General features: G+C 71.8%; 18 protein-coding genes. 11 read left to right on the top strand and 7 right to left on the bottom strand.

All coding sequences use genetic code 11. From position 1 onward, the window contains the following. Positions 1 to 234 precede the first annotated feature (234 nt). The 6 genes from ACYVF7_RS08765 (at position 235) to ACYVF7_RS08740 (ending at position 6877) form a co-directional block, all read left to right on the top strand. The gene (locus ACYVF7_RS08765; protein ID WP_460337510.1) at positions 235 to 1617 is read left to right on the top strand and encodes a hypothetical protein; all 1383 of its coding nucleotides are present in this window, start codon (positions 235 to 237) and stop codon (positions 1615 to 1617) included. Further along, a complete protein-coding gene (locus ACYVF7_RS08760; protein WP_460337507.1) occupies positions 1614 to 2267 on the top strand; it encodes a DUF4129 domain-containing protein in 654 nt (217 codons plus the stop codon). The genes ACYVF7_RS08765 and ACYVF7_RS08760 overlap by 4 nt, the downstream gene beginning before the upstream one ends. Continuing rightward, entirely contained in the window at positions 2264 to 3451 is a 1188-nt protein-coding gene (locus ACYVF7_RS08755) for a DUF4350 domain-containing protein (protein ID WP_460337504.1), read from the top strand. The genes ACYVF7_RS08760 and ACYVF7_RS08755 overlap by 4 nt, the downstream gene beginning before the upstream one ends. Further along, positions 3448 to 4425 (top strand): AAA family ATPase, encoded by a 978-nt coding sequence (locus ACYVF7_RS08750; protein WP_460337502.1) that lies wholly within the window; start codon positions 3448 to 3450, stop codon positions 4423 to 4425. Before ACYVF7_RS08755 ends, ACYVF7_RS08750 begins: the two co-directional genes overlap by 4 nt. Before the next feature lie 13 nt (positions 4426 to 4438). Further along, positions 4439 to 5731: a DUF58 domain-containing protein gene (locus tag ACYVF7_RS08745; RefSeq protein WP_460337500.1), complete on the top strand. Its 1293-nt coding sequence runs from the start codon at positions 4439 to 4441 to the stop codon at positions 5729 to 5731. Positions 5732 to 6310: 579 nt separating this feature from the next. Further along, positions 6311 to 6877, top strand: coding sequence for a Uma2 family endonuclease (locus tag ACYVF7_RS08740; RefSeq protein WP_460337497.1), 567 nt, complete (start codon positions 6311 to 6313; stop codon positions 6875 to 6877). A gap of 10 nt (positions 6878 to 6887) precedes the next feature. Here the strand turns inward: ACYVF7_RS08740 and ACYVF7_RS08735 are convergent, their stop codons facing one another. Then, entirely contained in the window at positions 6888 to 7886 is a 999-nt protein-coding gene (locus ACYVF7_RS08735) for a stage II sporulation protein M (RefSeq protein ID WP_460337494.1), read from the bottom strand. A 68-nt stretch (positions 7887 to 7954) separates the two neighbouring features. Between ACYVF7_RS08735 and ACYVF7_RS08730 the strand changes: the two genes are divergently transcribed. Further along, positions 7955 to 8911, top strand: a complete 957-nt coding sequence (locus tag ACYVF7_RS08730; RefSeq protein ID WP_460337492.1) for an RDD family protein — start codon at positions 7955 to 7957, stop codon at positions 8909 to 8911. A 16-nt stretch (positions 8912 to 8927) separates the two neighbouring features. Here ACYVF7_RS08730 and ACYVF7_RS08725 read toward each other — a convergent pair whose 3' ends face one another. Beyond that, entirely contained in the window at positions 8928 to 9899 is a 972-nt protein-coding gene (locus ACYVF7_RS08725) for an SGNH/GDSL hydrolase family protein (protein WP_460337490.1), read from the bottom strand. On the opposite strand from ACYVF7_RS08725, the gene ACYVF7_RS08720 reads away from it, so the two are divergent. From ACYVF7_RS08720 to ACYVF7_RS08710, 3 genes are read left to right on the top strand one after another with little or no spacing between them, the layout of a single operon-like run. Next, positions 9880 to 10554 carry a response regulator gene (locus tag ACYVF7_RS08720; protein WP_460337488.1) on the top strand — a complete coding sequence of 225 codons (675 nt, stop codon included), beginning with the start codon at positions 9880 to 9882 and terminating at the stop codon, positions 10552 to 10554. The two genes, ACYVF7_RS08725 and ACYVF7_RS08720, sit on opposite strands and share 20 nt — an antisense overlap. Next, positions 10551 to 11963 (top strand): ATP-binding protein, encoded by a 1413-nt coding sequence (locus ACYVF7_RS08715; protein ID WP_460337484.1) that lies wholly within the window; start codon positions 10551 to 10553, stop codon positions 11961 to 11963. The genes ACYVF7_RS08720 and ACYVF7_RS08715 overlap by 4 nt, the downstream gene beginning before the upstream one ends. Further along, positions 11960 to 12433 (top strand): hypothetical protein, encoded by a 474-nt coding sequence (locus ACYVF7_RS08710; RefSeq protein WP_460337481.1) that lies wholly within the window; start codon positions 11960 to 11962, stop codon positions 12431 to 12433. Before ACYVF7_RS08715 ends, ACYVF7_RS08710 begins: the two co-directional genes overlap by 4 nt. Here the strand turns inward: ACYVF7_RS08710 and ACYVF7_RS08705 are convergent, their stop codons facing one another. From ACYVF7_RS08705 to ACYVF7_RS08695, 3 genes are all read right to left on the bottom strand, one after another. After that, a complete protein-coding gene (locus ACYVF7_RS08705; RefSeq protein ID WP_460337478.1) occupies positions 12434 to 13636 on the bottom strand; it encodes an acyltransferase family protein in 1203 nt (400 codons plus the stop codon). A gap of 102 nt (positions 13637 to 13738) precedes the next feature. Further along, positions 13739 to 14143 carry a hypothetical protein gene (locus tag ACYVF7_RS08700; protein ID WP_460337475.1) on the bottom strand — a complete coding sequence of 135 codons (405 nt, stop codon included), beginning with the start codon at positions 14141 to 14143 and terminating at the stop codon, positions 13739 to 13741. Positions 14144 to 14187: 44 nt separating this feature from the next. Then, complete coding sequence (locus tag ACYVF7_RS08695) at positions 14188 to 14748, bottom strand: hypothetical protein (protein ID WP_460337472.1); 561 nt, start codon at positions 14746 to 14748, stop codon at positions 14188 to 14190. 271 nt (positions 14749 to 15019) lie between these two features. On the opposite strand from ACYVF7_RS08695, the gene ACYVF7_RS08690 reads away from it, so the two are divergent. Beyond that, positions 15020 to 15508, top strand: coding sequence for a hypothetical protein (locus ACYVF7_RS08690; RefSeq protein WP_460337469.1), 489 nt, complete (start codon positions 15020 to 15022; stop codon positions 15506 to 15508). Between the two features lie 15 nt (positions 15509 to 15523). Here the strand turns inward: ACYVF7_RS08690 and ACYVF7_RS08685 are convergent, their stop codons facing one another. Together ACYVF7_RS08685 and ahcY are read right to left on the bottom strand one after the other, a co-directional pair. Then, positions 15524 to 16267: an SDR family NAD(P)-dependent oxidoreductase gene (locus tag ACYVF7_RS08685; protein WP_460337466.1), complete on the bottom strand. Its 744-nt coding sequence runs from the start codon at positions 16265 to 16267 to the stop codon at positions 15524 to 15526. 31 nt (positions 16268 to 16298) lie between these two features. Further along, on the bottom strand, positions 16299 to 17552 hold the full coding sequence (ahcY, locus tag ACYVF7_RS08680) for an adenosylhomocysteinase (RefSeq protein ID WP_460337464.1): 1254 nt from the start codon (positions 17550 to 17552) through the stop codon (positions 16299 to 16301). Between the last annotated feature and the right edge of the window lies 1 nt (position 17553).

Below are 17553 nucleotides of genomic sequence, written 5' to 3'. Positions count from 1 at the left end.
GGGCGGGCATCACCATACGGTTGCGTATGTTTTCTATCTCAGGACATCCGTGAAACCAAGGTCAGCCGACCGAAATAGGACTGGGGACCTAATCGGAGGTCCTGGCACTCCATCCGAAGACCTCGAGCCGAACACTTCGCAGGCGCCGAAAACCGTGGTCCTGTCGGCCATCGATCACCCGGGCTCTCGTCACATGGCAGGATTGACCGGGTAATCGGCGGGTGGGGAGCTGGCATGGCGGATTCAGGGGCCTGGGCGACACCCGGCTCCGCTCTGCCCGAAGGCACCCGGTCCGAGGCCGCGCCGCCGGAGCCCGCCGTCGCCCCCGATGACACGCTCGAGACGGAGATCCCGCTGCGCCCGCTCGGCGTCTCGGAGCTCCTCGACGGCGCGATCACCTACGTCCGCCGCAACCCACGGGCCACGCTCGGCCTGTCGGCGATCCTCACGGCGGTCGTCCAGGTGATCGTCACGGCCGTGCAGTACATCGTGCTCGGCGGGCGGATCCAGGCCGACGTCCGGACTCCTGTGGAGGTCACCCGCACCCTCGGCCTCGCGTCGGTCACCTCCCTCGTCTCGCTGTTCCTCACCGCGTACGTCGTGCTCCTGCTCAGCGGGCTCCTCGCGCCGGTCATGGGGCGCACGCTGCTGGGCCGCGCCACCTCGTTCGGCCAGGCCTGGCAGGCCACGCGGTCGAGCCGGGCCCGCCTCACCGGCACCGCGGTGGCCGTCCTGGCGATCGTGCTGCTCGCCGTGGCGCTGCCCCTCGCCCCGCTCGTCGCGGCGATCGCCGCCCACGCCCCCGACGCCGTCCAGGCCCTCACGGCGATCTTCGGCGTTCCGCTGGCACTGGTGCTGATGGTGACCGGCTACGTTTGGTTCGCCCTGGCCACCCCCGCCGCCGTCCTCGAGCGCCGGGGCGTCCGCGCCGCCCTCCGCCGGTCGACCGAGCTCGTACGCGGCCGCTGGTGGCGGATGATGGGCTCGCTCACCCTGGCGCTGGTCATCACGCTGTTCGTCGAGTTCCTCGTGCTCCCGGTGCCGTTCGCGGTCGCCCAGGAGATCATGCTGGCCTTCGACAAGGAGCCGCACGGCTGGATGCTCGTGGCCGTCATCGCCGTCGGCGCGGTGGGCCGCGTCATCGCCGGCACGCTCGTCAACCCGTTCAACGCGGGAGTGATCGCACTCATGTACGCCGACCGGCGCATGCGGCGGGAGGCCTTCGACCTGGAACTGCAGATGGAGCCGCCGGCCGACCCGCTCGCCGCCTGGCTGCCCGGCCCGCTCACCGCGGCCGGGTCGGGTCCCCAGCCGAAGATGCCGCGCCAGGTCCTCGTTGCGCCCCCGCGCCCGCCGGGCCCGCCCTTCGGCGCGCCTCCGACCGGCCACGGCTTCGGGACGCCGCCGCCTCCGCCCGGCCCGCATCACGGGGCGCCGCCGACCGGCCAGGCCTACGGGACGCCGCAGCCGCCGTCCGCGCCGCACATGCCGCCCGGACCGCAGGTGCCGCCCGGACCGGCCATGCCGTCAGGACATCAGATTCCGCCCGGCCCCTCCGAGCCGCCCGCGCCGCCCCGGCCGCCGGTGTCGCCGCCTCCTCCGGGATGGCGCCGATGACCCCGCTGCTCTCGTACGGGGGCGGTCCGCCGATCGCCCGTGACCCGGCGCGCGAGCTGGCCCGCCGCGAGCTCCAGAAGCCGGCCTACCACCAGGACGATCCCTCGTTCGTCGAGCGCATCTTCAACAAGATCAGCGACTGGCTCAACGAGCTCTACCACAGCCTGACCGGCGTCGGGGGCGGCGGAGGCGGCGGCTGGCTCGGCTTCGTCGTCCTGATCGGCCTGCTCGTCGTGGTGGTCGCCGCCGTCTGGTGGCGGATCGGCAGCGTGCGCCGCAACGCCGCCGGGCCGAAGCCCCTGCTCGGTCCCGGCGCCGCCACAGCCGAGGACCATCGGGCCACCGCCGAGCGCCACGCCGCCGCCGGCGAGTGGCCGGAGGCGATCCGCGAGCGTCTCCGCGCGATCGCCCGCGACCTCGAAGAACGCGCGATCGTCCCGCCCCGGCCCGGCCGTACCGCCGACGAGCTGGCGGCCGAGGCCGGCGAGGCGCTGCCCGATCACGCCGACGCCCTCGCCGCGGGCGTACGGCTGTTCGACGACGTCTGGTACGGCGGGCGGCAGGGCGACGCGGACGGCTACGGGCGGCTCGTCGAGCTCGACGCCCGGCTGCGCGGCGCGCGGCCGGTTCCGCTCGGAGGCGTCTCATGACGGCGCTGCAGGCTCCACCGGCCGCCGAGCCGACGAGCGCCGGGCAGGTGGCCCGGCACCGCTGGCGGCGGTCCCGGGGCCTCCTCGTCGCGGTGCTCGCCTTGGTCCTCCTGGGCGTGCTCATCGCCCTCATGCGCCCGCGCACCGGCTCGGAGCTCCTCGACCCGGAGTCGCCCGGGCAGCAGGGTTCCCAGGCCCTCGCGGAGATCACCAGGCGCCACGGCACGCCCGTCACGGTCGTCCGCAGCGCGTCCGCCGCCGCCGAGCGTCTGAAGGCCCAGCCGGACGCCGTCCTCGTCGTGGTCCGCTCCGACCGCCTGGTGGCCGCCGACCTCACCACCCTGCGCGACGCGCCCGGCGACCGGCTCCTCGTCACCCCCACCAGCGACACGCTCAAGGCCCTGGCCCCGGGCGTCGAGGCGAAGAGCACGGCCTGGGGCACGCCGGAGCCCGGCTGCACCCTGCCGGCCGCGGCCTACGCGGGCAGCGCCGACTTCCTCGGGGCGACGACGTACACCGCGCCCGATCAGGCCACGAAGTGCTACCCCAGCGACCAGGGGGCGGGCCTCGTGCAGCTGCCCGTGAACGGCGCGACGGTCACCGTGCTCGGCGCGGCCCGTCCGCTCACGAACGAGCACCTGGCCGAGAACGGCAACGCCGCGCTCGCCATGAACCTGATCGAGTCCCGGTCGAACGCCGTCTGGCTGATCCCGGACCTGCCCGCGCCGGGCAGCGGCGGGCAGAAGTCGTTCACTGAGCTGGTCCCCTTCGGGGTCAAGCTGGCCGTGCTGCAGATCGTCATCGCCGTCGTCCTCGTGGCGCTGTGGCGCGCCCGGCGCCTCGGCCCGATCGTGGTCGAGCCGCTCCCGGTCGTCGTGCGCTCCGCCGAGGCCGTCGAGGGCCGCGCCCGGCTGTACCGCTCGCGACGGGCCGCCGACCGGGCCGCGGAGGCGCTGCGCACCGGTGCCCTCGAACGCCTCACGGGTCTGCTCGGCATGCCGCGCAGCGCGGCGTCCGACCCCGCCATGGCCGCCGAGATCGTCGCGTCGGTCGCGGCGCACACCGGGCGAGAGCAGGCGGAGGTCGGCGCCGCCCTGTACGGTCCTCCCCCAGTGGACGACGCCGGGCTCGTATGGCTCGCCGGCGTCCTCGACGACCTGGAAAGGCTGGTTCGCAACTCTTGACGGAAACTCCACACGACATCGGGGGCGAGGACGCCCGTGAGGCGCTGACCGCCCTGCGCGGAGAGGTCGCCAAGGCGGTCGTCGGCCAGGACTCCGTCGTGACCGGCCTGGTCATCGCCCTGCTGTGCCGGGGCCACGTCCTGCTCGAGGGCGTCCCGGGCGTCGCCAAGACCCTGCTGATCCGGACCCTCGCCCAGGCGCTGAAGCTGGATTTCAAGCGCGTGCAGTTCACCCCCGACCTGATGCCGGGTGACGTCACGGGTTCGCTGGTCTACGACAACCGCACGTCGGAGTTCGAGTTCCGGGAGGGCCCGGTCTTCACGAACCTCCTGCTCGCCGACGAGATCAACCGGACGCCGCCCAAGACCCAGGCGTCCCTGCTCGAGTCGATGGAGGAGCGGCAGGTGTCGGTCGAGGGCCAGGCCCGCCCGCTGCCCGACCCCTTCGTCGTCTGCGCCACGCAGAACCCCGTCGAGTACGAAGGCACGTACCCGCTGCCGGAAGCCCAGCTCGACCGGTTCCTGGTGAAGCTCAACGTCCCGGTGCCCTCCCGCGACGACGAGATCGCGGTGCTGCAGCGCCACGCCTCCGGCTTCGACCCGCGCGACCTCGGCGCCGCCGGCGTCACCCCGGTCGCCGGCCCGGCCGACCTGGCCGCCGGACGCGACGCCGTGCGCCGGGTCCACGTCGACCCAAAGGTCAGCGGGTACATCGTCGACCTGTGCCGGGCCACCCGGCAGTCGCCGTCCCTGCAGCTGGGCGTGTCGCCGCGTGGCGCCACGGCGCTGCTGGCGACGTCCCGTGCGTGGGCGTGGCTGTCCGGCCGCGACTACGTACGGCCCGACGACGTGAAGGCCCTCGCCCGGTCCACCCTCCGGCACCGCGTGCAGTTGCGGCCCGAGGCGGAGCTGGAGGGCGCGACGACGGACGGCGTGCTCGAGGGCATCCTCACCACCGTCCCCGCCCCTCGATGAGCAGGAGCCGGGCATGGCGCTGACCGGGCGCACGGGGCTGCTGGCCGTCCTCGGCGCGGTCGTCCTCGTGCTCGTTCCGAGCTGGTGGACGCTGCTCGCCGTCGACGGCGCGCTGGTCGCGCTCGTCGTCGGCGATCTGGTGCTGGCGGGCAACGTACGACGCCTGCGCCTGCACCGCGCAGGCGCCACCAACGTACGCCTCGGCGAGGAGACCACCGTCGCCCTGATCGTCGAGAACCCCGGCCCCCGGCGGCTCCGGGGCCGGCTGCGCGACGCCTGGCCGCCCAGCGCCGGCGCGTCGCCCCGTACGGTCAACGTGACGATCCCCGCGGGCGAGCGCCGCCGCGTCGAGACCCGCCTCGTCCCCACGCGCCGGGGCGACCGCTCGGCCGTCGCCGTCACGGTCCGGTCGTACGGCCCTCTGGGGCTGGCCGCCCGCCAGCTGAACCGGCGTGCGCCGTGGACGGTCCGGGTCCTGCCCGCGTTCCCCTCCCGCCGCCACCTGCCCGCCAAACTGGCGCGGCTGCGGGAGCTCACCGGCCAGCACGTCGCGCTGATCCGCGGCCAGGGCACCGAGTTCGACTCCCTGCGGGAGTACGTCGACGGCGACGACGTCCGCTCGATCGACTGGCGGGCGACCGCGCGCCGCAGCGACGTCGTCGTCCGGACCTGGCGGCCCGAACGGGACCGGCGGATCTACCTCGTGCTCGACACCGGCCGTACCGCCGCCGGGCGCGTGGGCGACATCCCCCGCCTCGACTGCTCCATGGACGCCGCGCTGCTGCTCGGCGCGCTGGCCTCCCGGGCCGGGGACCGCGTCGACCTGCTCGCGTACGACCGGAGGGTCCGCGCACGGGTCGAGGGCGCCGCCCGCACCGAGGTGCTGACCGCGATGGTGCGCGCCATGGCGCCGCTGGAGCCGGAGCTGATCGAGGCCGACGCGGCGGGCATGGTCTCGGCGCTGCTCTCCCGCGTCCGGCAGCGGTGCCTCGTGGTGCTGCTGACCGACCTCAACGCCACCGCGATCGAGGAGGGCCTGCTGCCGCTGCTGCCCCAGCTGACCGCCAAGCACCTCGTCCTCGTCGCGGCGGTCAGCGATCCGCGCGTGACCGAGATGGCGACGGCCCGGGGCGACGCGGCGGCCGTCTACGACGCCGCCGCGGCCGAACGCGCCCGCGCCGAACGCCGCCGCGTCACCACCGAACTCCGCAAGTACGGCGTCGAGGTCGTCGACGCTCCCCCGGACGAGATCGCTCCGGCCCTCGCCGACGCCTACCTCTCCCTCAAGGCCGCCGGCCGCCTCTGACACCGGTCAATGAGCCCGGCCGTAGGCGGCGGGGGCTCGGGTCGACGGGGATCCCGGCCGACTCCAGAACGTCCAGGACCTCCCGCGCGTGCCGCGTCCAGAAGTAGTAGTCGCCGTCGACGCAGCGCAGACCGACACCAGGTCCGCTGAGGATGACCGGGGCGGTCGGGAAGGCCTCCTGGACCGTTGTGAACGGTAACGACCGTGACTCGAGCACCAGCCTGAACGGACCTCGCGGGTGCAGGCTCGCCCGGCGAGGACGCAACTCGAGGCGGGCGAAGGGCCGATCCAGAGTGATGCGCCCGGTCCCACCCCTCATGGGCATGGAGAACCCACCGGTGTACGAGCGGACCTCAGATTCCGAAAGTGACATCTGCGACTCGGCGTGAGCTTCGGCTTCGCCACGACGATAGGCCGGTCATCTGACGCGGTCCACCAGGCGGCATCCCAGCGACCCCCGATCGGTCACGCCACGGCCTGGTGCCGCCGCGTCCATGAAGCATCGTCCTGACGTGGGTCGTGCTCATAAGATGCTATGTGAAGCAGGGCGAGCGGCACCTGTTAAAGAGGAGGGCCATTATGGCTGCTTTGCCGGAATGGATGTTGCGCCTTCCTGAGGAAGGTGTCACTGCGGAGGAATACGATCGAATGCCGGAAGAAATCTGCCGGCGCATCGAGATCGTTGACGGGAGCATCATCGTGTCGCCCTCCGCGACCCCACGGCATAATCGAATCGCGCGTTTGCTCGCCAATGCACTCGAGGCCGCCGCTCCGGCTTCCTGGCAGGTGACCACGGACGTCGATCTCCGGCTCGCCGACGCGCCGCTCCACAACCGACGCCCCGATGTCCTGGTCTTCGAAGGCGATCCGGACGTGCTCCCGGTCCGGCCTCAGCAGGTGCTCCTCGCCGTCGAAATCATGAGCAAGGGGAGCGTCAGTACCGATCGATTGGACAAACCGGTCGAATATGCTACAGCCGGAATTCCGCATTATTGGCGCATCGAGCAGCAGAATTCTGGACTGATCACTTACACCCACATTCTGAACGCGACGACGAGAAGCTATGCCTCGTCCGGCGCCCACACCGGCGTCCTCAAGACGGATCAGCCGTTCTCCGTCGCCATCGATCTGGACGCGCTGAGCTGAACCGCTCGGGTCAGGCGGCGATCGGGGCGACGTCGGGGACGAGTTCCGCGTCGCCGATCTCGCCCTCCTTGGCGGCGCGGCGGCCGAAGACGATGACGTACGCCAGGAAGGCCGTCTCGGCGACGACGCCGATGGCGATGCGCAGCCAGGTGACGTGCACGTGGCCGGTGACGAAGCCCTCGATCGCGCCGGAGACGGCGAGCACGCCGATCAGGCCGATCGCGATGCTCATCGCCGCCCGGCCCTCCTCGGCGAGGGCCTGTCCTCTCCGGCGGGGACCCGGGTCGATGATCGTCCAACCGAGCCGCAGGCCCGCGGCCGACGCGAGATACACCGCCGTCAGCTCCAGCAGCCCGTGCGGCAGGATCAGGCCGAAGAAGATCGCCCCCTTGCCGTGGGCGAACATCAGCCCCGCGGAGACGCCGAGGTTGAGCTGGTTGCCCCACAGTACGAGGACGGTCGGGATGCCGAGAAGGATCCCGAAGATCAGTGCCTGCGCGGAGACCCACGCGTTGTTGACCCACACCTGGAACGCGAACGCCCCGGCGGCGTGGTCGGTGTAGTAGTTGGCGAAGTCGTGGTCGACCAGCTGCTTGATCTGTTCCGGGGACAGCAGCGACGTCTGCACCTGCGGGTTACGGGCGACCCAGATGGCGAGCACCAGCGACACGATGTTGGACAGCACCGCCGATCCCAGCCACCACCAGCGCATCCGGTAGGCCGTCACCGGGAACGACACGGTGAGGAAGCGGGCGGCGTCCCGCCACATCGGCGCCTGCGCGCCCGTCACCGCCGCCCGGCCGCGCGCCACCAGACTCGACAGCCGGCCGACCAGCGCGGGCTCCGGCGAACTGGAGCGCACCACCGACAGGTGGGTGGCCGCCCGTTGATAGAGCTCGACCAGCTCGTCGATCTCCGCGCCGCTCAGCTTGCGCGTGCCACGGTTGACGAGCTGCTCGAGGCGCCGCCATTCGGCGTTGTGCGCGGCTACGAAGGCGTCGACGTCCACAACCCGGCAGACTACCGTTCACGGGACTTCTCCCGGCTTGACCGAACAGCCCGGCTGGAAGGGGCAGCGTGCCCGAACTCGTCACCGGTGAGGCCGTCGCGCTCGACATCCGGGTCGCGCGGCTGGCCAGCCGCGCGCTCGCCCTGTTCATCGACGTGCTGCTGCAGCTCATGGTGCTCTACTTCTGCATGATCTTCGTTGGGCTGTCGGCACGCGTGTCGGACTCGGCGGTGACGATCGGCCTGGCGCTCCTGATGCTCGTCGGCGTGCTGGTCGGCTATCCGACGATCACGGAGACGCTCACCCGCGGCCGTACGCTCGGCAAGCTCGCCCTCGGGCTGCGGGTCGTCGCCGACGACGGCGGCCCGGAACGCTTCCGTCAGGCCCTCGTACGGGCGCTGGCCGGGTTCCTGGAGTTCTGGACGCTGTTCGGCTCTCCGGCGCTCATCGCGTCTCTCGTGAGCCCGCGCGGGAAACGGCTCGGCGACATCTTCGCGGGCACGATCGTCATCCAGGACCGGGTGCCGGTGAACGTCATGCTGGGCCCGGTCGCGATCATGCCGCCGCAGCTCGCCCCCTGGGCGAACTCCCTGGAGCTGTCCCGGCTGCCGGACGGCATCGCCATGGCGGCACGGCAGTACCTCACGCGGTTCTGGGAGCTCGCCCCGCGCGTCCGCGACGAGATGGGCCGGCGGCTCACCGACGAGGTCCTCACCTACATCAGCCCGCCACCGCCGTCGGGATACCGGCCGGAGATCGTCCTGTCGGCCGTGCTCGCCGAACGCCGCCACCGCGAGGAACGCCGGCTCGCCGAGCGCGCCGCCCGGCGGGCCGCGATCGCCCGGCGCGGCCTGCCGCTCGCGGTCAGCGTCCCGCCCGGCCCCACGCAGCCGGCGGTGATCCCGGTGGGCGGCCCACCGCCACCGCCACCGTCGTACGGCGGCGGTCCCATGCCGGTGCCCGAGTGGCTCGGCGGGGCGCCGAACACCATGAACCCGCCGACGTTCCTCCCGCCCACGCGCTGACGTTCGGATCGGCTGGTCAGCAACCCTTGAAATGGTCGTTCGCCGACCAGCCGGTGTTGGCCCAGTCCCGCGGCGACGCGGGGGTGAAGCCGGGGAACCGCTTCGCCAGCTCGGTGAGCAGCCAGTTGGTGAAGCGAGCGGCGCCCTGCGGGCAGGTGTGGATGCCGTCGGTGCTGCGGTCGGCCTTGCCGTTCTTGACCCGCTGGTAGGTGCTGCCCCAGACCGCGCCGGCGTCGAGCACCTCGGCCCGGCCCGAGGAACCCGCCGCGACCGTTCGGGCGGTGCGAGGGGCGCGGCGCAGGTCGGCCATGTGTGGTTTGTAGAAGTCGTCGGGCTTGATCGGTGGCGCGGTGACGAAGATCAGTTTCGCGCCGGCGCCGGTCACCGTGGTCAGCAGCTTGTCGTAGGCGGCCTGCTGCGCCTGCGGACTGCCCCAGTCGTAGGTCGTGAGCTGGTAGACGACCATGGTGGGATGGGCGGAGGTGATCTGCTCGGGCAGCTTCGTCCAGTTCTTGTCGGAGAACGGCCCGACGACGTTCCCGCCGCCGTCGGCGGCGATCGACTGGAACCCGACATGGCTCGCCTTGAACGCGGCGGCCAGGGGCAGCGCCTCGCCCGCCGCGATGGAGTCGCCGAGGAAGAGCACCTTGGACGGCCCCGTTCCGGAGGAGCTCCGAGCCGGGGACGCGTCGGTCACGGTGGACCCGCCGGAACAGGCGGCGGTCAGCAGGAGCAGCCCGGTCAGGCCGAGAACGAGACTTCGTGTCTTGGTCATGGCCTCGACCGTGCCGTCGCCATGTCCCAGTGCCTCCACCGCCATGTCGCGGTCGTGTCGCAGGAGCCCGCTGCCGCCACGTCGCAGGAGCCCACCGCCGCCAGGTCGCACGGAGCCCGCCGCCATGTCGCGGTTCTGTCGCAGGAGCCCACCGCCACCGTCCAGCCGGCCCGGCGTTGTCCATACTCGACGGGTGGCGGCGATTCTGTTCATCGAGGACGATCCCCTGGTCCGACGCGGGCTCCAGCTCGCGCTTCGCAGACACGGCCACGACGTCCACACGGCGGACACCGGTGAGGACGGGCTGCGTGAGTTCCGCTCGTCCGCGCCGGACCTGGTGGTGCTGGACCTGATGCTGCCGGGCATCGACGGATTCGAGGTGTGCCGCCGCATCCGGGCGGCCAGTGAGGTGCCCGTGATCATCCTCACCGCGCGTGGCGAGGACTTCGATGTCGTCGGCGGCCTGGAGGCGGGCGCCGACGACTACGTCGTCAAGCCGGCACAGCCCACCGTGCTCGACGCGCGGATCCGCGCGGTGCTGCGCCGCAGCACGGGCGCCCCCGACGGCGTACGAGTGCACCGTGACATGCGCATCGACACCACGGCGCTGACAGTGTCGTTGCACGGCGAACCGGTGATGCTGACGCCGACCGAGCTGCGGCTGCTACTCACCCTGTCCCGGGCTCCCGGCCGGGTGTTCGGCCGGCAGCAGCTGCTGGAGGAGGTGTGGGAGCACGACTACCTCGGTGACTCCCGGCTGGTCGACAACTGCGTGCAGCGGCTGCGGGCGAAGATCGAGGCCGATCCGGCGACTCCGGTGTACGTGCAGACCGTACGCGGGTTCGGCTACCGGTTCGGCCCGGTATGACCAGGCGGCTGTGGCCGCGTGGGCTGCGCGCCCGGTTGCTGGTCGCCTTCGTGCTGGTGACCGTGCTCGGTGCCGCCGCGGCGGCCTGGTCGAGCGCCGGATCGGCGAGCACCGCGCTGGTCACCTCGACGCAGCAGCGGCTCACCGAGACCATCGTCGACCAGATCGGCGCGATCACCCCCCAGCTGACCTATCCGCCGGACCAGGGCGCGCTCGACCGGTTGCGTGCGGCCGTCGGCGCGAACACGCTGGTGACCTACCAGAACCTGCGGTCCGTGGACGGCGCCCGCACCGATCTGGTCACCGACGCGCTGCGCACCGCCGTGCGCACCCAGAACCGGCTCGTCACGCAGCGGATCACCGCCGACGGCAGGCCTTGGCTGCTGGTCGGAACCCCCATCACGATCACCGCGCCGGACGGTGGACGCGTCCCGTCCGGCATCGAGGTGTACTCCGTGCGCGACCTCACCGGTGTCGAGCGGCAGATCGACGGCCTGGCCAGGTCCGCAGCCGGCACCGCCGCGCTCGCGCTGCCGCTGGCGATACTGCTGGCCCTGCTGGCCGCGGGCAGCGTGCTGCGGCCGGTACGCGAGCTCCGTGACACCGCGCGCCGGTTGGCCGCCGGCGACCTCGACGCCCGGTCGCCACCCCAGGGCGCCGACGAGCTGGCCGAACTGACCGTCACCATCAACGAGATGGCCGAGTCGCTGCAGACCTCGATGGCGGCCATGCGGCGGATGCAGGCCGACGCCAGGAGGTTCGCCGCCGACGTCTCCCACGAGCTGCGCACCCCGCTGAGCACGCTGACGGCCGTGGTGGAGGTCCTGGCCACCGCGGCCGACGGGATGGCGGCGGACGCCCGCGAGTCCGCGCAGTTGGCGATCACCGAGACCCACCGGCTGGTCCGGCTGGTGGAGGACCTCATGGAGGTGTCCCGTTTCGACGCCGGCACCGCCCGACTGCGGGTGGAAGAGGTCGACGTGGCCGGAGCCGTACGGGACTGCCTTCGTGCCCGGGGCTGGCTGGACCGGGCCGAACTGGTGGCACCGGAGGAGATCCTCATGCGGCTGGACCGGCGCCGGTTGGACGTCATCGTGGCCAACCTGGTCGGCAACGCGCTGCGGCACGGCGAACCGCCGGTGCGCGTCCACGTATCGGCGGCCCGCGAGCAGGTGCGGATCGAGGTCACCGACCGCGGACCGGGCCTGTCCGAGCACGTGTTGCCGCACGTGTTCGACCGCTTCTACAAGGCCGACGCGGCTCGTACCCGCACCCCGGGCAGTGGGCTCGGGCTGGCGATCGCGCTGGAGAACGCCCGCCTGCACGGCGGCGATCTCACCGCGGGCAACGCCGGCGGTGGCGGTGCGCGGTTCGTGCTGCGCCTGCCGCGAGATCTGGAGGACCGGTGAAGCGGATCTGGTGGGCGGCGGTGGTCCTGCTGCTCGCGGGCTGCGGCGTCCGGCCATCCGGGGTGACCGACGCGGGTCAGGCACCGACGGGCGTGGCCCCCGGGATGACGCTGTACTTCGTCGACGCGCACAAGCGACTCCGGCCCCAGCAACGCCCGAGCGGTCACCTCGGCACGATCTCCGAGGCGATGTCGTGGCTGCTGGCCGGGCCCGGCGGCTCGAACCTGCACACGGACATCGCATCGATCTCGACGACACAGGTCGTGGTGACCACCACGCCCGGCGTGATCCGGCTGAGGGTGCCGCTGGCCATCTACGAGGTGACGCCGCTGGGCATCGACCAGATCGTCTGCACCGCACTGGGCGTCAACGTGCAGAGCGGCGGATCCAGGACCATGAAGGTGCAGGTCATCTTCACGACGGCCACCTCGGAGTCGGACAAGCAGCGGACCTGCCCGCTGATCAAGTGATCAGCCCAGCTTCGTGATGTCGATGGTGGTCGGAGTCGGGGCGGGCAGCGCGAGCCACAACACGGCCAGTCCGACCATGACCGCCGCGAACGCGAGCGCCCCGCTCCGCCCCCTGGCCCACCTGGCACGGAATCGAATCGGGTCCTCGACCAGGTATTTCGACAGAGCGGCCAGGCCGATCGACACGGCGCACGCCGCGACTGCCCGGGTCCAGCCGCGTTGTGCGGACAGCAGCACGAAGACGGGCCAGTGCCACAGGTACAGGGGGTAGGAGATCAGCCCCAGCCACCGCAGTGGCCGCCAGGCAAGGAACCTGGCGACCAACGTTCGCGGCGCCTGCGCACACAGCCCGACCAGCACCGCGGCGGCCAGCGAGTGCGCGAACAGCCCTCCGGTGTACAGCCAGGGCGAGTTCACCCCGTCGACCAGCGACCACGCCGTGCCCATCCCGATCGCCAGGAACGCCGATACGGCACCGGCCCATCGGCCGGCCGTACGGGCCGGCACGGCACGCACCGGGCGAGTGGCGACCAGCGCGCCCAGCAACAGCGAGAACGCCCGGGTGTCGGTGCCGGTGTAGACCCGGCTGGGGTCCGCCGGGTCGACGAACATGATCATCAAGACCAGTGAGACGGCCGATGCCAGGCCCGCGGTCACCGCGACCCGGCGGTCCACCCGCCGCCCGCTCCGAGCGATGATCAGCAGGAACGCCGGCCACACCAGGTAGAACTGCTCCTCGACCGCGATGCTCCACAGGTGCTCGAACACCCGCGCCGACCCGAACCGGTCCCAGTAGCCGACCGACTCGGCGAGCAGACGCCAGTTGACCAGATTCAGCTGGACCCACGGGCCGTCCGCGAGCGTCGTCCGCACCAACTCCGGCGGCCCCACCGCCCAGACCAGCACGGTGACGGTGGCGAGCATGGTCGCCAGCGCGGGCAGCAGCCGACGGATCCGCCTACCCCAGAAGGCGACCAGCGCCACGCCACCGGTCGCCTCGATCTCCCGCAGCAGCAGATCGGTGATGAGGTAACCGGAAAGGGCGAAGAACAGGTCCACGCCCAGGAACCCGCCGGACAGGTGACCGGTGTGGAACAGCAGCACCCCGAGGATCGCGACACCGCGCAACCCGTCCAACGGGGGGACGCGCGGCTCGCGCCCGCTGGTCGACCGAGCGGCCCTGGCCGGCTGAACTTGTGTCATGGCGCCGACTGTGCCGAACCCGTGTCGGGGTACCGTCCGCGCCACGTCGCAGTCTTGTCGCAGCCGGCGGGCTCACGACCGCTGGTGCCCTCGGGTCGAGGTTCAGCGCACGGTGACGCGGACCACCGGAGACGGCCCGTAGATCTCGGGGTGCCGATGGCTCAGGCCGACGCCCACGGCGCGGAAGGCGTACCGGCCGCGATCGAGCGGGCGGGTGTCGAGCCGGAAGGCGGCGGTCCAGCCGTCGGCGTGGTACGGCATGACACACTTGCCCATCCGCCGCCAGTGCTGCTGGGGCTCCCGGACCTCCAGGCAGAACCGCGCCTTCCGCAACCCGGAGTCATCACCGGCCACCCCCGCGAAGTGCAGGATCTGACCTGAGTGGATCACTTTGTGCGCCGCGTTGAGGGTCACATTGGACTTCGCCATGGCGGAGCCCCCCGACGCCACGACCAGCCCGCCGCTCAGGAGACCCACAACCCCGGCGCCGACAACCGCATGCTTCATGATCCATATGACATCGGACATGCCCCGAAGGTTGTCAGAGTTTCTTAGAAAAAATTCGGCGGATCCTCAAGATTGACGAGTTCGATACCCGGAGCCGCGACGACGACGTCCCCGGCCAGGTGGATCTCTGATACCTCGCCGGTCTCCAGGTCGGTGATCTCGTAACGGTCGACCGGGACGCGTTCGCCGTCGGCGTCGTGCCAGGCGGTCTCGGCGAGGGACCAGCGCTGCGGCACCGTACGGACCGCGAGGGCCGGGGCGGTGACGAGCAGGATCCGCACGTCGACGCGCTCACCCTCGGCCAGGCGCAGCGACCGGGCGACCGCGACGAGCAGACCCGGCGACTCGCCGAGGAAACCGGTGGCGCGCGCGGCGTGCTCCCGTCCGGCGGTCACCCACAGCAGCTCCGCGCCGACGGCACCGCCCCGCAGGACATGCTCACCGGCGGTCACCTCGAGTCTGGCGGGCCGCCAGAGGCTGTCGGCGACCAGCTCGATCGTGCCGCCGTCGGACCGCTCGGCGGTGTAGCGCCAGCCGCCGCCGTCCGGAGCGCAGGAGAACCGCTCCTCGACGCCGGGCTCATGCAGGTACGTTCCGCGGGGCATGATCCGAATCTAGTGTCACCGGCCGGCAGCTACCGGACCGGGAGACCCGTTCCGGGTGCTCACGGCCCTTCTGAGGGCCTGCCGGTTCCTGCAGACCGCAGCATTCGCGGATGAGGTCTGCGAATCGGCTGAGAAAGCGGGGTGAACCGCCCCGGCGTCGGGGCCCTTCCCCATGCCCACCTGCATGGCCGGACGTCCTTCCGAAGCGCGAACCTCTGATCATGGACGTCCGTCAAAGCGGGTCAGGAGCAGCTACGCACCTGGAGGGTTCATGTTCCCGCTTGTTCGCACGCGCCGGCTTGCCTTCGCCGCCGTCGCCGTCGTCGGGGTCGGCGCGTTCGGGAGCATTGCCCTGCTGGCCGCGCACGTCTTCGGCAACGGCGACAACGGGGATCCGGATCCTCAGGCGAACAGTGAGATCGCAGTCTGCTCGGACGTGCCGATCCACGCGTGGTACACCGTGAACATCGGGACCGAGACCCGACCTGACAACAGGAAGGTCGACGGCGGGCTGGAGGCCACCGGTCACGGCCTTGACCCGTTCGACAAGGACGGGCGCCGGCGCTGCGTGGAGCTCGGGTCGGCTTTCGGGTCCCGGGTGGACTTCAAAGCGCCGGGTCTGAACGACGGGCAGCCGTTCTCGGTGACCGCGCTGGCCGATCACAAGCATTTTCTGGTCGTCCGCTTCACCAAAAAAGCCGATGATACGGTCATCGGCGCCCAGGAACCGGTCGGTGTGCCTGCGTCCTACGTTCCATGATCGAAGAAGCACGGCCTAGTCGATGGTGTGGCCGCCGTTGACGGTGATGCGTTCTCCGGTGATGAAGGCGGCCGCGTCGGAGGCGAGGAAGGAGACCGTGGCGGCGACGTCATCGGCCGTGCCCATGCGGCCGAGGGGGACGTCGGCCCGGTAGGCACTCAGGTCGTCGGCGGAGGCGTTGGCGTGCCGCTCGACCGGGATCCAGCCGGGTGCCACGAGGTTCACCGTGATGCCGGACGGGCCCAGCTCCCGCGCCCAGGAGCGGGTGAGTCCGATCTGGGCGCCCTTGGCCGCGACGTAGGCGGACATGCCGGGCAGCGCGCGTTCGAAGATGTCGGAGCCGATCTGGATGACCCGACCGCCTCCCCCGGCCTTCATCCCGGGGAGGACGGCCCGCAGCAGCAACGTGGGGCTCTTGACGAAGAATCGCAGCTGGTCGAGATGCGCCTCCCAGGTCAGATCCTCCACTGGGACCGCCGGCTGCGGGCCCGTGGCGTTGACCACCAGGACGGTGATCGTGCCGAGCCGGTCGGTCACCTTCGCGACCAGATCGGCCACCGCGGCCTCGTCGGTGACGTCGGCGGCGAACGCCTCCGCGCGGCCGCCCGCGGCGCGAATGTCCTCGACCACCAGGCGGGCCTGGTCGGCCCCGGAGCGGAATCCGACGGCCACGGCCCGGCCGTCGGCGGCCAGGCGCCGCGCGATGACCGCGCCCAGTCCGCGGGACGCTCCGGTGACGAGCGCGACGCTCTCTTCCACGGCCATAGGGTTCCCTTCCGTCACGGTCCGTTCAGGAGCCCTGGCGCCAGGAGGACAGGTACTCCTCCTGCGTGGGCGTGAGCGCGTCGATCTCGACGTCCATGGAGGCGAGCTTCAGGCGGGCGACCTCGGTGTCGATCGCCTTGGGCACGTCGTACACGCCGGGGGTGAGGTCCTGGCCGGCGATCCACTCGCAGGTGAGGGCCTGGTCGGCGAAGGACATGTCCATGACGGCCGCCGGGTGTCCCTCGGCCGCAGCGAGGTTGACGAGGCGTCCCTCGGCGAGCAGGACGAGCCTGCGGCCGTCGGCGAGGACGTACTCGTCGGCCTGGGGGCGTACGCCGCGCTTGATGTCCACGGCGAGGTCGGCCAACGCCCGTACGTCGATCTCGACGTCGAAGTGGCCGGAGTTGGCGAGGATCGCGCCGTCCTTCATCTGGGCGAGGTGCTCGGCGCGGATGACGTCCCGGTTGCCGGTGACGGTGATGAAGACATCGCCGTGCTCGGCGGCCTGTTCCATCGTCTGGACGCGGTAACCCTGCAGGGCGGCGTCCAGCGCCTTGACCGGGTCGATCTCGGTGACGACGACCCGTCCGCCCATCCCGCGGGCGCGTTCGGACAGGCCCCGGCCGCAGTACCCGAACCCGGCGATGACGATCGTCTTGCCGGCCAGCAGCGTGTTGGTGGCCCGTACGATCCCGTCGAGCGTCGACTGGCCGGTGCCGTACCGGTTGTCGAACATGTGCTTGGTGTCGGTGTCGTTGACCGCGACCATGGGGAAGCGCAGGGCGTCCTCGCGGGCCATCTGGTGCAGCCGGATGACGCCGGTCGTGGTCTCCTCGCAGCCGCCGCGTATGCCGTCGATCAGGTCGAGGCGCTCGGTGTGCAGGATGTTGACCAGGTCGCAGCCGTCGTCCAGGACGAGTTCGGGGCCGATCTCGAGGGCCTGGTGGATATGCCGGTAGTAGCCCTCGCGGTCGACGCCCTGCCGGGCGAAGACGGCGGCGCCGTACTCCTCCACGAGCGCGGCGGCGGTGTCGTCCTGGGTGGACAGGGGGTTCGAGGCGGCGAGGGCCACCTGGGCGCCCCCGGTCTGGAGCGCGCGGATGAGGTTCGCGGTCTCGGTGGTGACGTGCATGCACGCCGCGATCCGCAATCCGTCCAGGGGGCGCTCGGCGGCGAACCGCTCCCGGATGCGCCGCAGCACGGGCATGGACCGGTCGGCCCACTCGATGCGCCGGACCCCGGACTCGGCGAGCCCGGGGTCCGCGATGTCGTACGTCACT

Source organism: Actinoallomurus acanthiterrae (assembly GCF_054775715.1).
The sequence above is the reverse complement of the archived record's forward strand: the minus strand, read 5'-3'. Positions and strand labels throughout refer to the sequence as shown.